This is a genomic window from Enterobacter sp. BIGb0383 (assembly GCF_003751845.1).
Taxonomy (GTDB): Bacteria; Pseudomonadota; Gammaproteobacteria; order Enterobacterales; family Enterobacteriaceae; genus BIGb0383.
In genome coordinates this window covers 320,641-333,148 of the sequence record NZ_RJKQ01000005.1, presented here as the reverse complement: position 1 = coordinate 333,148, position 12,508 = coordinate 320,641, and the positions used below count along the sequence as shown (strand labels likewise).

The window sequence follows — 12,508 nt, the reverse complement described above, 5'->3', positions numbered from 1 at the left end:
TGTGAATTCCTTTAGCAATCTGTTTACAAGATAATTACAACCTGGTTCACATTGTTGCCGTTTAACGGGGCACGCAAAATCAAAAGTCCGGCGGATATCTGTGGCTTTATCTTCTCGCTGTTCCCGCTATCCGGTAAACTGCCCTCTGTTATTTTCATCCATACTGAAGGATCTCCTCATGTACCAGGATCTCATTCGTAACGAACTGAACGAAGCGGCGGAAACGCTGGCTAATTTTCTGAAAGATGATGCCAATATTCACGCTATTCAGCGCGCAGCCGTTCTGCTGGCGGACAGCTTTAAAGCCGGGGGCAAAGTGCTCTCCTGCGGCAACGGCGGTTCCCACTGCGACGCCATGCACTTTGCTGAAGAGCTGACCGGTCGTTACCGTGATAACCGTCCTGCCTACCCGGCGATTGCGATTTCCGACGTCAGCCATATCTCATGCGTCAGTAACGATTTCGGCTACGATCATGTCTTCTCCCGCTATGTTGAAGGCGTGGGCCGCGAAGGCGACGTGCTGCTGGGCATCTCCACTTCCGGCAACTCTGCCAACGTGATTAAGGCCATTGAAGCTGCGCGTGCGAAGGGGATGAAAGTCATTACCCTGACCGGCAAAGATGGTGGCAAAATGGACGGCAGCGCGGACGTTGAAATTCGCGTTCCGCATTTCGGCTATGCTGACCGTATTCAGGAGATCCACATTAAAGTGATCCATATCCTGATCCAGCTTATCGAAAAAGAGATGGTTAAAGCATAAGTCATCGCGGGGGCGCTGGCCCCCGCTGTATACGGTGGGGGCGAAGTATGTGCGAATTGCTCGGGATGAGCGCCAATGTGCCAACCGATATCTGCTTTAGTTTTGCCGGGCTGGTTCAGCGCGGCGGCGGCACCGGGCCGCATAAAGATGGCTGGGGTATCACCTTTTACGAGGGCAAAGGCTGTCGTACTTTTAAGGATCCGCAGCCGAGCTTTAACTCGCCGATTGCCCGCCTGGTGCAGGAATACCCGATCAAATCCTGCTCGGTGATTGCCCATATCCGCCAGGCTAACCGGGGTCAGGTGGCGCTGGAAAACACCCATCCCTTTACCCGCGAGCTGTGGGGCCGCAACTGGACCTACGCCCATAACGGGCAGCTTACCGGCTATAAAACGCTGGAGACGGGGAATTTCCGTCCGGTAGGGGAAACCGACAGCGAGAAAGCCTTCTGCTGGCTCCTGCATAAGCTGACCCAGCGCTACCCGCGCACGCCGGGCAATATGGCGGCGGTGTTTAAATACATTGCGTCGCTGGCCGGGGAATTACGCGAGAAGGGCGTCTTTAATATGCTGCTCTCTGACGGTCGTTACGTCATGGCCTTCTGCTCGACCAATCTGTACTGGATCACCCGTCGAGCGCCTTTTGGCAAAGCGAAGCTGCTGGATCAGGATGTGGAGATCGACTTTAGCGCCGAAACCACACTAAACGATGTGGTTACGGTTATCGCCACTCAGCCGCTGACGGGCAATGAAACTTGGCATCAGATTATGCCAGGCGAGTGGATGCTATTTTGTCTCGGGGAGCCGGTAGTTTGAGGCCAGCTGCGGCTGGATGGCGTTGCTCAGCGGTTTATTGACCACGTAATTGCCATCCGCCACGGAGACGACCGGCGGCTGGCGCGTGGCGACGAAGTAGTCGTAGCCCGGCTTCAGTTGCTTCCAGAAGTCGATATAGTTTGAATACTTGTGGCGCTGCATATTGTCATCGGTCATGCGAAACGGATAGATGCTGACCTGCACGTTCGGCTGGCCAAACACCAGCGCGGCGGTGACAAACTGGAAGATCTCATCAATACCGCTGTCGGTCATGGCATAGCAGCCAACCGAGACGCAGGCACCGTGAATCATCAAGTAATTTCCCTGATAGCCGTGGGCGCGGTCGAACGCGTTAGGGAAGCCGATATTGATCGCTTTATAAAAGCGGCTGTCGGGCTTGAGCTGATTGCGCTGGACCGAGTAAAACCCTTCCGGGCTTTTGAAATCACCCTGTTTACGCTTGGGGCCCAGGCCACCGGAAAAGTTGCAGATTTTATAGCTGTCGAGGAGCTGATACTGCTCACCCATTTTGACGTACAGCTCAAGGATGCGCTCTTGTTTAAAGATCTGAATAAACACCGGCGAGCCCATCAGCTGCTGTTTATATTCTTTGCTAATCGGCGTGGGGGAACTGTTACTGCCTGTCAGACCGGCAAACGACACACACGGAATCAAAAGCATCGCAATAAAGAATGCGATTTTGCGCATACAACATGTTCCTTGATAGAGCGGTGATGACGGCCTGAGCGGCAGCGGGAACCGGAATTCAGACAATTCTGTATTAAGTGCGCTCACATTAGCATCACGGTAATTTTTCGCAAGCGCGGCCTGCGCGGATTTACGCTTTCATACATCTATTATCATTATTCTTCTCATGACCTGCTTCGATACGTTCCGGAATGCGCCAGGTGTATAAGAAATCGACTTCTCAATCGAGCCAGTAATGCTGTATACTTATCCAGTAACTGGGCGAGGTCAACGATGCGCAAAATCATACATGTCGATATGGATTGCTTCTTCGCGGCGGTAGAAATGCGCGATAACCCGGCCCTGCGCGATATTCCCATTGCCATCGGCGGCAGCCGGGTACAGCGTGGGGTGATCAGCACCGCCAACTATCCCGCCCGCAAATACGGCGTGCGCAGCGCCATGCCCACGGGAATGGCGCTGAAGCTCTGTCCGCACCTGACCCTCCTGCCTGGCCGTTACGAAGCCTATAAAGAGGCCTCCGTCCATATCCGTGAAATCTTCTCCCGCTATACCTCGCTGATTGAGCCGCTATCGCTGGATGAGGCCTTCCTCGACGTGACCGACTGCACCCGCTGTCAGGGTTCAGCGACCCTGATAGCCCAGGAGATCCGCCAGACCATTTTTGACGAGCTGCAGCTGACGGCGTCGGCAGGTATTGCCCCGGTCAAATTTCTGGCGAAAATAGCCTCCGATCTGAATAAGCCCAACGGCCAGTATGTGATCACCCCGGCTCAGGTTCCTGCGTTTCTGAAAACGCTGCCGCTGGGCAAAATACCCGGCGTCGGCAAAGTCTCGGCGGCTAAGCTCGAAACTATGGGGCTGCGCACCTGCGAAGATGTGCAGAACAGCGACCTGGCACAGCTCCTGAAACGCTTCGGTAAGTTCGGCCGCGTGCTGTGGGAACGCAGTCAGGGGATCGACGAGCGCAGTATCAACAACGAGCGGCTGCGTAAATCTATCGGCGTGGAGCGTACCCTTGCGGAGGATATTCATCAGTGGGATGAGTGTGCGGCGATTATCGAGCGCCTCTATCCCGAGCTGGAGCGTCGGCTGGCGCAGGTTAAGCCGGACCTGCTGATTGCCCGCCAGGGCGTAAAGCTGAAGTTTAACGACTTCCAGCTCACCACCCAGGAGCATGTCTGGCCGCGGTTAAATAAAGATGACATGCTCGCCACCGCCCGCAAATCCTGGGATGAACGGCGGGGCGGACGTGGCGTCCGGCTGGTGGGGCTGCACGTCACTCTCCTCGATCCGCAGCTGGAGCGCCAGCTGGTGCTGGGGCTGTAGAACCCGGCAACTTCCTGCTACAGTTTGTTCCATCTGACTGTAATTCAAGGACCTCTTATGCCGACAGCCGCGCAGCTACTTGCTAAATATCCTACCGCTACCGCCTGGTCCTTTGGCGATTCCCCTAAGCTTGCCGACGAACTGGCCGCGCTGGTGCTCTCCGGCAAAAAAACGGCGACCTGCAGCGCCATGCAGGCCTGTATTCAGGAAAATGCGCTGCCGGTTGTCGGGGCGATCAGCATTATTCTCGACGGTCGCGGCAAGCCGGTGTGCGCCATCCGTACCCTGGTGACCCGGCTCCTGCGTTTTAATGAGGTGACGGAATCTCTGGCCCGCAAAGAGGGCGAGGGGGATCTCTCTCTGGCGCACTGGCAGAAGGAGCATCAGCGTTTCTTCAGTCGGGAGGGAACCTGGTCGGCGGAGATGGAGCTGGTCTTCGAGGAATTTGCGCTGATCGAGCGCTTCTGAGAGGAAAACCATCCGCGCCGGGCGGCGCGGATGGTAAGGTCGTGATTACTTCGCCGGAATCGCTTTCAGCAGCGCCGTCAGCAGGGTCCAGTACTGGCCCACGCTTTCGATATGTACCTGCTCGTCCGGGGAGTGCGGACCGGTGATGGTCGGCCCAATCGACACCATATCCATCTCCGGATACGGTTTTTTAAACAGACCGCATTCCAGACCTGCGTGGATAATCTGGATGTTCGGCGTTTTGTCGAACAGACGCTGATAGGTTTCACGCACCAGCGCCATAACCGGGGAGCTGGCGTCAGGCTGCCAGCCAGGGTAGCCGCCTTTTGGCTGGGTTTTCGCGCCCGCCAGGCTGCCCAGGGATTCCAGGGTGCTAACCACGTAATCTTTACCGCTGTCGATCAGGGAGCGGATCAGGCAGATAATTTCTGCGCTGTCGTCGGAGAAGGTCACCACGCCGACGTTCAGAGAGGTTTCCACCACGCCTTTTGCCACGTCAGAGTTGCGGATCACGCCGTTCGGCGTGGCGTTCAGCAGCTTAACGAAGGCATCACGGGACTGTGCGGTCAGCGCCGGACGGTCACCGGCTGCGGTTTCCAGCAGCACCACGAGGTTTTTCTCTTTCGCTTCCAGCTCGTTTTTCAGGATTGCCTGAAACTCGCTCGCCAGCGTCTGCAGCGCGGCGGCTTTGTCCGCCGGAACCGCAACGGTAGCGAAGGCTTCACGCGGGATGGCGTTGCGCAGGGTGCCGCCGTTAAAATCAACCAGGCGCAGATCCAGCTCTGCCGCATGACCGGCCAGGAAGCGTGCCAGCAGCTTGTTGGCGTTGCCGAGGCCGAGGTGAATATCGGCGCCGGAGTGGCCGCCTTTCAGTCCCTTCAGGGTCAGCTTAAAGGTGCTGAAACCTGCCGGAACGGCTTCGCGGGACAGGGGCAGGGTGGTGATAAAGTCGATCCCACCGGCGCAGCCCATATAGATCTCACCCTCTTCTTCAGAGTCGGTGTTGATCAGAATATCCGCCTGCAGCCAGTTAGCCTGCAGACCGAATGCGCCGTCCATACCGGCTTCTTCCGTCATGGTCAGCAGCACTTCCAGCGGACCGTGCTCAACGCGGTCATCGGCCAGCACCGCCAGGGCAGAGGCCATACCGATACCGTTATCTGCGCCAAGCGTGGTGCCACGGGCTTTCACCCACTCGCCATCAACGTAGGGCAGGATCGGATCTTTGGTGAAGTCGTGAACGGTGTCGTTATTTTTCTGCGGCACCATATCGAGGTGCGCCTGCATCACGACCGGCTTGCGGTTTTCCATACCTTTGGTTGCCGGTTTACGGATCAGGATATTGCCGACCGCGTCGCGCTCAGCGTGAAAACCTTTCTCCTTCGCCCAGCCCATGATGTATTCGGCGAGTTGTTCTTCATGGTAGGAAGGGTGAGGGATGGAGCAAATTTTGGCAAAAATATCCCACAGCGGCTGCGGGGATAATTGAGACAACTCAGACACGATAGGTCTCCTTACGGCATCCTGCAAACGCACGTGCAGGTCAGCGGGTTAGCAAATAGACAGTCAGCACAAGCCAGGCTTGCGAGAGACTTTCGAGAATACCATTTTCCTCGCCTGCGGGTAGCCTAAAGCACGTAAAAACTCTGCCTGATGCTGGTTTGCACTGGTTTTTAGCGCTGCAGATCTCTATAATCTCGCGCAACCTATTCCCCCCTCGAACACTTTTTAAGCCGTATAAAAACAGGCTGGGACACATCACATGAGCGAAAAATACGTCGTCACCTGGGACATGTTGCAGATTCACGCACGCAAACTGGCTGCCCGCCTGATGCCTGCCGAGCAGTGGAAAGGCATTATTGCCGTGAGCCGTGGCGGTCTGGTACCGGGCGCACTGCTGGCGCGTGAACTGGGCATCCGTCACGTTGATACCGTATGTATCTCCAGCTATGACCATGACAACCAGCGCGAGCTGACCGTGATCAAACGCGCCGAAGGCGACGGTGAAGGCTTCATTGTTATTGACGATCTGGTCGATACCGGCGGTACCGCCGTGGCGATCCGCGAAATGTATCCGAAAGCGCATTTCGTCACCATCTTCGCCAAGCCTGCGGGTCAGCCGCTGGTGGATGACTACGTGATCGATATCCCGCAGGATACGTGGATCGAACAGCCGTGGGATATGGGCGTGGTCTTTGTGCCGCCCTTGTCCGGCCGCTAATCCCCTTCATACTTCAAGCTGCCTCTGCGTTGGCTGCGATCGCTCACCCCAGTCACTTACTGGTGTAAGCTCCCGGGGACTCGCTCCCTTGCCGCCTTGATGCAGCTTGAATTATTTTGGGGATAATATTTTAAACGCCCGCTTTTGCCGGGCGTTTTTTTTACCTGTCATCAGGTTACAATACCCCCATTGACGTACTTATGGAGGTTGTACGATGACCAAGGCCAATCTTAGCGAAACCCTGTTTAAACCCCGATACAACCAGCCGGAAACCTCGACTCTGGTGCGTCGGCAGCGTCATTACCATCAGCCTGACGTGCAGTCTCCGCTGGACGGGAAAAATGCGCCTCACTGGTACCGCATGATTAACCGCCTGCTGTGGTCATGGCGCGGGGTCGATCCGCGTGAAATTCTCGATGTACAGTCCCGGATCGTGATGAGCAACGCCGAGCGTACCGACCCGGCCCTGTATGACACCGTTAAAGGCTACCGCAGCGGCAACTGGGTATTCGAGTGGTCAAACCAGGCTATGCAGTGGCAGCAAAAAGCCTGTCAGGAAGAAGACTCAACCCTCAGCGGCCGTCACTGGCTGCATGCGGCAAACCTCTACAGCATTGCCGCCTACCCCCATCTGAAAGGCGATGAGCTGGCCGAGCAGGCGCAGGTGCTGGCGAATCGTGCCTATGAAGAGGCGGCCCAGCGTCTGCCGGTCGAAATGCGCGAGCTGGAATTCACCATTCCCGGCGGCGCGTCGGTCACCGGCTTCCTGCATATGCCGAAAGGCGACGGTCCTTTCCCGACGGTGCTGATGTGTGGCGGGCTGGATGGCCTGCAAAGCGATTACTACAGCCTGTATGAGCAATACTTCGCTCCGGCAGGGATAGCGATGCTGACTCTGGATATGCCCTCTATCGGCTTCTCTTCAAAATGGAAACTGACGCAGGACTCCAGCTTCCTGCACCAGCACGTGCTGAAAGCGCTGCCGAATATTCCCTGGGTCGATCACACCCGCGTGGCCGCCTTCGGCTTTCGCTTCGGGGCTAACGTGGCGGTGCGGCTGGCGTATCTTGAATCTCCGCGCCTGAAAGCGGTCGCCTGCCTGGGGCCGGTGGTGCATTGCCTGCTGAACGATCCCCTGCGTCAGGGCCGGGTGCCGGATATGTACCTTGACGTGCTGGCCAGTCGCCTCGGTATGGTGGATGCCTCCGATGAGGCTCTGCGTGTGGAGCTGAACCGCTATTCGCTCAAGACCCAGGGGCTGCTGGGCCGCCGCTGCCCGACGCCGATGCTGTCGGGGTTCTGGACGGACGATCCCTTTAGTCCGGAAGAGGAGTCGCGTTTAATCGTCTCGTCATCTTCCGATGGCAAACTGCTGCCGATCCCGTTCAACCCCGTTTATCGCAACTTTGACAAAGCGCTGCAGGAAATAACCGGCTGGATCCAGCAGAGATTGCGTTAAGTAATTGCTAAATTTCTCTGTTTTGGTAAAACAAATGACTCACAACAGGAGATCGCAATGACGTTACCGAGTGGACACCCGAGACCCAGACTGATTAAAAAGTTCACCGCGCTGGGCCCCTATATCCGGGAAGAGCAGTGCGATGAGACGCGTTTCTTTTTTGACTGTCTGGCCGTATGCGTCAACGTAAAACCGGCACCGGAAGAGCGCGAGTTCTGGGGCTGGTGGATGGAAATGAACGCGGAAGAAACACGCTTTACCTACAGTTACCACTTCGGCCTGTTCGATAAATCCGGCAAGTGGGAAAGCGTCAAAATCAAAGATCCTGAAGTGAAAGCGCGCCTGGAGGAGACCCTGAAAGGCTTCCATGAGCGCGCCCGTGAGCTGCTGGCCTCCCTCTCCCTGGCCCTGGAGCCGGCGGATGACTTTGCCGATGAGCCGGTGAAGCTCTCTGCCTGATGAATCAAAAAGCCCAAAGAAAAAGCCCTCTCGCGAGGGCTTTTGTATAACGAGGGCACTACAGACACAGATTAGAACTGGTAGGTCAGACCCACGGCTACGATATCGTCGTCAGCCAGCCCCAGTTTGTTGTCGCTGTCGAGCTGGTTGATTTTGTAGTCAACCATCGCGGACATGTTCTTGTTGAAGTAGTAAGTCAGACCAACATCGACATACTTCACGAGGTCTTCGTTACCCACGCCTTCGATATCTTTGCCCTTGGACTGTACGTAGCCCAGGGACGGACGCAGACCGAAGTCGAACTGGTACTGAGCAACCACTTCAAAGTTCTGCGCTTTGTTGGCAAAACCGCTTACACCGTTAACTGTTACCGGCGTCATATTGCGGGATTCAGCATACATCGCGGCCAGATAGATATTGTTGGCATCATACTTAATGCTGGAACCCCAGCCTTCAGCACGTTCACCCGTACCCACGGTACCGCCCTGCTGAGCGTTGGTACGGTCGGAGCTGGCATATGCGCCAGCGATGGTCACCGGGCTGCCGCCGAAGTCATAGCTCAGAGACGCGCCGTAGCCGTCGCCATTCTGTTTAGAGGTGCTGCGGCCTTCATTTTTACCCTGATACTGCAGGCCGAGGTCCAGACCGTCTACCGCGCCGAAGAAATCGCTATTGCGGTAAGTTGCAACACCGGTGGTGCGCTTGGTCATAAAGTTATCGGTTTTGCCCAGCGAGTCGCCGCCGAATTCCGGGAACATATCGGTAGCTGCCTGTGCATCGTACAGGATACCGAGGTTACGGCCGTAGTCGATGGAGCCGAAGTCTTTCAGTTTCAGACCGGCAAACGCCAGGCGGGTTTTCTGGCCTGAAGTGTTTTCATCGTTGTTGCCAGCGAACTGGGCTTCCCAGCGACCGTAGCCGGTCAGCTGATCGTTAATCTGGGTTTCACCTTTAAAGCCGAGACGGACATAGGTCTGGTCACCGTCGTTACCTTTGTCATCGCTCATATAGTGCATGGCTTTAACGCGACCATACAGGTCCAGCTTGTTGCCGTTCTTATTATAAACTTCTGCTGCCTGCGCTGCGGAAGATGCAACAATCGCCGTTACCACTAATGCCAGTGTGCTTTTTTTCATTTTCAAATCCTGAATTGTATACGCGCTTATCATCGCTGAACAAAGAACCGCCACTCTGAGGTTCGCGCTTCTGTTCCGTGGAAAAACAGGATGGTTTTTAACGTTTGTGGATTAAAGATTTATGACAAGTTCAGAATATTTCGAAAAAAATGAAATAAAGATTTACCTTCATAAAAATGTCAAAAAGCGCCGCTACGCTTGCCGATCCTCGCAGCATTTCAGGGCGGGTCATGCGATGAGAGTTGGCAAGCGCTTCTGGTCCTGTTACAACGTTTGTTTCGTATCACAATTTCCTATTTGTTGAATGGCAGAGAATCATGAGTGACAGCCAGACGCTGGTGGTAAAACTCGGTACCAGTGTGTTAACGGGCGGATCGCGCCGCCTGAATCGCGCCCATATCGTTGAGCTGGTTCGCCAGTGCGCGCAGCTGCATGCTGCAGGACATCGTATTGTTATTGTCACGTCAGGCGCGATTGCCGCCGGGCGCGAGCACCTGGGCTATCCGGAACTGCCGGCGACCATCGCGTCGAAGCAGCTACTGGCGGCGGTTGGCCAGAGCCGACTGATTCAACTCTGGGAACAGCTGTTCTCTATCTACGGCATTCATATCGGGCAGATGCTGCTGACCCGCGCCGATATGGAAGACCGTGAACGCTTCCTCAACGCCCGCGATACCCTGCGGGCGCTGCTTGATAACAATATTGTGCCGGTCATTAATGAGAATGACGCCGTCGCCACCGCCGAGATTAAGGTTGGCGATAACGATAACCTCTCGGCGCTGGCGGCGATCCTGGCCGGTGCCGATAAGCTGCTTCTGCTGACCGATCAGCAAGGGCTGTTCACCGCTGACCCGCGTACTAACCCGCAGGCGGAGCTGATCAAAGACGTTCACGGCATCGATGACGCTCTGCGAGCCATTGCGGGCGATAGCGTTTCCGGGCTCGGAACTGGCGGAATGGGCACCAAGCTGCAGGCCGCCGACGTGGCCTGTCGCGCGGGTATTGATACCATTATTGCCGCCGGAAGTCGTCCGGGCGTGATTGGCGACGTGATGGAAGGGATTTCCGTCGGCACACGCTTCCACGCGGGCGCCTCGCCGCTGGAAAACCGTAAGCGCTGGATCTTTGGCGCACCGCCAGCGGGAGAAATCACCGTTGACGAAGGCGCAACGTCGGCAATCCTTGAACGCGGTAGCTCTCTGCTGCCTAAAGGCATTAAAAACGTCACCGGCAACTTCTCCCGCGGCGAAGTCATCCGTATTCGCAGCCTCGACGGGCGCGATATTGCCCACGGCGTCAGCCGCTATAACAGCGATGCGCTGCGGCGTATTGCCGGGCACCATTCACAGCAGATCGACGCGATCCTCGGCTACGAGTACGGCCCGGTTGCGGTCCATCGCGACGACATGATCATTCGCTAAGGAGCCAGATATGCTGGAACAAATGGGCATTGCGGCCAAAGCCGCCTCATACAAGCTGGCGCTGCTCTCAAGCCGCGAAAAAAACCAGGTCCTCGAAACCATCGCCGACGCGCTGGAAGCGCAGACCGACGGCATCCTCAGCGCTAACGCCCAGGATCTTGCCGACGCCCGCACTGCTGGCCTGAGCGAAGCAATGCTGGACCGTCTGGCGCTGACGCCCGCGCGTCTGAAAAGCATCGCCGACGACGTTCGTCAGGTGTGCAGCCTCGCCGATCCGGTGGGCCAGGTGATTGACGGCGGGCTGCTCGACAGCGGCCTGCGTATCGAACGCCGCCGCGTCCCACTGGGCGTTATCGGCGTGATTTATGAAGCACGTCCTAACGTTACCCTCGACGTTGCCGCCCTGTGCCTGAAAACCGGCAACGCGGCTATCCTGCGCGGCGGGAAAGAGACCTGGCGCACCAACGCCGCGACGGTAAAAGTCATCCAGCAGGCGCTGGAAACCTGCGGCCTGCCGGCCGGTGCGGTACAGGCGATTGAAAGCCCGGACCGGGCGCTGGTCAGCGAAATGCTGAAGATGGACAAATACATCGACATGCTGATCCCACGCGGGGGCGCAGGCCTGCACAAGCTGTGCCGCGAACAGTCCACCATTCCGGTGATCACCGGCGGTATCGGCGTCTGCCATATCTACGTTGATGACACTGCGGAAATCGCCCCGGCGCTGAACATTATCGTCAACGCCAAAACCCAGCGTCCGAGCACCTGTAACACCGTCGAAACTCTGCTGGTACATCAGGGCATCGCTGACCGCTTCCTGCCTGCGCTGAGTAAGCAGATGGCCAAAAGCGGCGTTACCCTCCACGCGGAGTCGAACGCGCTGCCACAGCTGCAAGACGGTCCGGCAAAGGTTGAGGCGGTCAAAGCGGAACAGTATGACGACGAATATCTCTCGCTGGATCTCAACGTCAAAGTGGTTGCTGACCTGGACGATGCTATCGCCCATATCCGCGCTCACGGCACCCAGCATTCGGACGCCATCCTGACGCGCACCCTGAGCAACGCTAACCGCTTTATCAACGAGGTCGATTCCTCGGCGGTTTACGTCAACGCCTCCACGCGCTTCACCGACGGCGGCCAGTTTGGCCTCGGCGCGGAAGTAGCGGTCAGCACCCAGAAACTGCACGCCCGCGGCCCGATGGGCCTCGAAGCCCTCACCACCTACAAGTGGATCGGCTTCGGTGACGATACGGTTCGTGCGTAAAATCACCCCGGGTGATGCAAAAATAGCCGTTTGATTGCAAAGGGCATTGACGCATCACCCGCATAGTTTTAACCTCTTGCCCCGTGGTCACGCTCGTGACCCTGTCTTAACGCCGATATAGCTCAGTTGGTAGAGCAGCGCATTCGTAATGCGAAGGTCGGAGGTTCGACTCCTCTTATCGGCACCACTCCAGCTTTCTTATTACACCAAAAGTAAGCTCGTATCAGACCTCCACACTCCATATTCTCCGTGATCGATGTTTCTTTGTTTATAATGTATTAAATAATTGTTTATATAATGTTAACCACAGGCTAGCATAAACAAAACCCCTTGGGCTCAGGCTCACACTGGTTTTTGTGCATAGAAAGATGATCAATACATCTTAAGTTTTATGTTTTGTCTGATATTTTACTGATGATTCACCCTTGCGTGGTTTTTTGTACTGAGATGTGATTTTTCTCTGGTTTT

General features: G+C 56.3%; 12 protein-coding genes and 1 tRNA gene. 10 read left to right on the top strand and 3 right to left on the bottom strand.

What is annotated here, in order from left to right; genetic code table 11:
• The first annotated feature begins 178 nt into the window (after window positions 1-178).
• Together lpcA and EDF81_RS21550 are read left to right on the top strand one after the other, a co-directional pair.
• Window positions 179-760 carry a D-sedoheptulose 7-phosphate isomerase gene (gene lpcA / locus EDF81_RS21555; RefSeq protein ID WP_123350210.1) on the top strand — a complete coding sequence of 194 codons (582 nt, stop codon included), beginning with the start codon at window positions 179-181 and terminating at the stop codon, window positions 758-760.
• Window positions 761-807: 47 nt separating this feature from the next.
• Entirely contained in the window at window positions 808-1,575 is a 768-nt protein-coding gene (locus tag EDF81_RS21550) for a class II glutamine amidotransferase (RefSeq protein WP_123350209.1), read from the top strand.
• Here the strand turns inward: EDF81_RS21550 and dpaA are convergent.
• Window positions 1,546-2,283 (bottom strand): peptidoglycan meso-diaminopimelic acid protein amidase, encoded by a 738-nt coding sequence (gene dpaA, locus EDF81_RS21545; RefSeq protein ID WP_123350208.1) that lies wholly within the window; start codon window positions 2,281-2,283, stop codon window positions 1,546-1,548. The two genes, EDF81_RS21550 and dpaA, sit on opposite strands and share 30 nt — an antisense overlap.
• 273 nt (window positions 2,284-2,556) lie before the next feature.
• On the opposite strand from dpaA, the gene dinB reads away from it, so the two are divergent.
• Window positions 2,557-3,612 (top strand): DNA polymerase IV, encoded by a 1,056-nt coding sequence (dinB, locus tag EDF81_RS21540; RefSeq protein ID WP_123350207.1) that lies wholly within the window; start codon window positions 2,557-2,559, stop codon window positions 3,610-3,612.
• A gap of 57 nt (window positions 3,613-3,669) precedes the next feature.
• Complete coding sequence (locus EDF81_RS21535) at window positions 3,670-4,080, top strand: ASCH domain-containing protein (protein WP_123350206.1); 411 nt, start codon at window positions 3,670-3,672, stop codon at window positions 4,078-4,080.
• Between the two features lie 45 nt (window positions 4,081-4,125).
• Here the strand turns inward: EDF81_RS21535 and pepD are convergent, their stop codons facing one another.
• Window positions 4,126-5,583, bottom strand: coding sequence for a cytosol nonspecific dipeptidase (gene pepD, locus EDF81_RS21530; protein ID WP_123350205.1), 1,458 nt, complete (start codon window positions 5,581-5,583; stop codon window positions 4,126-4,128).
• A gap of 259 nt (window positions 5,584-5,842) precedes the next feature.
• Between pepD and gpt the strand changes: the two genes are divergently transcribed.
• The 3 genes from gpt (at window position 5,843) to crl (ending at window position 8,219) form a co-directional block, all read left to right on the top strand.
• A complete protein-coding gene (gpt, locus tag EDF81_RS21520; RefSeq protein WP_123350203.1) occupies window positions 5,843-6,301 on the top strand; it encodes a xanthine phosphoribosyltransferase in 459 nt (152 codons plus the stop codon).
• Between the two features lie 214 nt (window positions 6,302-6,515).
• Window positions 6,516-7,760 carry an esterase FrsA gene (frsA, locus tag EDF81_RS21515; protein ID WP_123350202.1) on the top strand — a complete coding sequence of 415 codons (1,245 nt, stop codon included), beginning with the start codon at window positions 6,516-6,518 and terminating at the stop codon, window positions 7,758-7,760.
• A gap of 57 nt (window positions 7,761-7,817) precedes the next feature.
• The gene (crl, locus tag EDF81_RS21510; RefSeq protein ID WP_123350201.1) at window positions 7,818-8,219 is read left to right on the top strand and encodes a sigma factor-binding protein Crl; all 402 of its coding nucleotides are present in this window, start codon (window positions 7,818-7,820) and stop codon (window positions 8,217-8,219) included.
• Window positions 8,220-8,290: 71 nt separating this feature from the next.
• Here the strand turns inward: crl and phoE are convergent, their stop codons facing one another.
• A complete protein-coding gene (phoE, locus tag EDF81_RS21505) occupies window positions 8,291-9,355 on the bottom strand; it encodes a phosphoporin PhoE (protein ID WP_123350200.1) in 1,065 nt (354 codons plus the stop codon).
• Window positions 9,356-9,672: 317 nt separating this feature from the next.
• On the opposite strand from phoE, the gene proB reads away from it, so the two are divergent.
• The 3 genes from proB to EDF81_RS21490 all read left to right on the top strand — a co-directional run bounded on the left by proB (window position 9,673) and on the right by EDF81_RS21490 (window position 12,227).
• The gene (gene proB, locus EDF81_RS21500; RefSeq protein WP_123350199.1) at window positions 9,673-10,776 is read left to right on the top strand and encodes a glutamate 5-kinase; all 1,104 of its coding nucleotides are present in this window, start codon (window positions 9,673-9,675) and stop codon (window positions 10,774-10,776) included.
• Window positions 10,777-10,786: 10 nt separating this feature from the next.
• Window positions 10,787-12,040, top strand: a complete 1,254-nt coding sequence (gene proA / locus EDF81_RS21495; protein ID WP_123350198.1) for a glutamate-5-semialdehyde dehydrogenase — start codon at window positions 10,787-10,789, stop codon at window positions 12,038-12,040.
• Between the two features lie 111 nt (window positions 12,041-12,151).
• A tRNA-Thr gene (locus EDF81_RS21490) sits at window positions 12,152-12,227 on the top strand.
• Window positions 12,228-12,508: the final 281 nt, after the last annotated feature.